Here is a 1397-nt window from a genome sequence, read left to right as displayed (position 1 = left end):
TCAAGATCCAAATGATATTCCAAAAATTCTGGTGTATCTTCAATCTTGATAGTTAAGGCATCTGGTTGTGAAATCAAGGGTTTCACAATCGCAATAATGAGATTTTCAATCGTATCCATCTGTCAACCTACTTTAAACTTATTTTGAGAATTTAGAATCGTGGAATTTTTTCAATACGCCTTCTTTTGAAAGGATGTTACGTACTGTATCTGAAGGTTGAGCTCCATCAGCCAACCATGCAAGAACGCGGTCTTCTTTCAAAGTTACTTGGTTTTCAGCAACAAGTGGGTTGTAAGTTCCAACTGTTTCGATGAAACGTCCGTCACGTGGTGAACGTGAATCTGCTACGTTGATACGGTAGAAAGGTTTTTTCTTAGAACCCATACGAGTCAAACGGATTTTAACTGCCATTTTTAAAGTCTCTTTTCTTATTTTTTATTTCGGTGAAATAGCTGAGCTATTTAGCACATGTTCTATTATAGCAGATTTCTGGCAGGTGTCAAGAAAAAAACTTGACAGAGTTTTATTTTTTTTTACTACTAGAAATTGGTTATAATCTTAAAGAAAAAATTAGAAAGAAATCGTTTATGAATACTACTTTTAATACTATCTATAAGGACTACCCTGTCAAGCCCTATATCTCTCCTAATAGTGATATGGAAGCCCCTAAACCTGTCCCAAAACGCAATATGGAACTACTAGAAGACAATCTATTGGCAGGTGATATCATCCTTATCTGGAGAATCAACTTTGGAACTTTCACTACTGAAACATGATTTTAAAAACTCCAATTCGAATATGATTCAAAATTCTCTTAAAATCAATATTTTCCCACTTTTTCAGAAAAAAATTTTCATCTAATTTGAATAACTTTCAATTAAATGGTGTATTGTAGCAGGTTCTTAACGCTTTGAGAACTGACTAGCTTTACGAGCTTTCTTAAGACCTCGTTTGGAAAGTATGAGTTTCAGTTGGACTAAAAACAGCGAAATATCAAGAATTTTAAGAACGATATCTACTAATTAATTTATAAAATATGAATTAATAGATTCTAAATGGGGGAATAATTTAGTTCTGTAAAAGTTTAGTTCTGTAAAAATTAACTTCTACACCTATAACGCTTATTCTGACAGACTTTATAACAGCCTAATAAAAAAGTAGAGTTTCATACAGTATCTAGATTTTCCAAAAATTCTTTATCATCAAATATTATTAACGAAACTATCCAAACCAAATCCGATGCATTGCTTCAAAGAATTCTTTAGTTGTTTGACTATCGAGGGCTTTTATTAAAAAATTTTTTCAAATAATTGCCACCTTGTCACATAAATTCTTGCTTTCCAAATTCAAATGTGATATATTTATAACATAAAATTTAAGTGTTATATATTTATAAC

General features: G+C 31.4%; 2 protein-coding genes and 1 pseudogene. 1 reads left to right on the top strand and 2 read right to left on the bottom strand.

Annotation, left to right across the window (positions count from 1 at the left end; translation table 11 throughout):
- Positions 1 to 119: pseudogene (gene kphA, locus ACLNCN_RS04790) on the bottom strand (RNA-binding protein KphA); the annotation flags it as partial.
- Between the two features lie 19 nt (positions 120 to 138).
- Positions 139 to 411, bottom strand: coding sequence for a 30S ribosomal protein S16 (gene rpsP, locus ACLNCN_RS04785; RefSeq protein ID WP_000268760.1), 273 nt, complete (start codon positions 409 to 411; stop codon positions 139 to 141).
- 176 nt (positions 412 to 587) lie between these two features.
- Between rpsP and ACLNCN_RS04780 the strand changes: the two genes are divergently transcribed.
- Positions 588 to 776 (top strand): hypothetical protein, encoded by a 189-nt coding sequence (locus ACLNCN_RS04780; RefSeq protein WP_150922594.1) that lies wholly within the window; start codon positions 588 to 590, stop codon positions 774 to 776.
- Positions 777 to 1397: the final 621 nt, after the last annotated feature.

The organism is Streptococcus sp. CL8.13, from assembly GCF_049737895.1.
The sequence above is the reverse complement of the archived record's forward strand: the minus strand, read 5'-3'. Positions and strand labels throughout refer to the sequence as shown.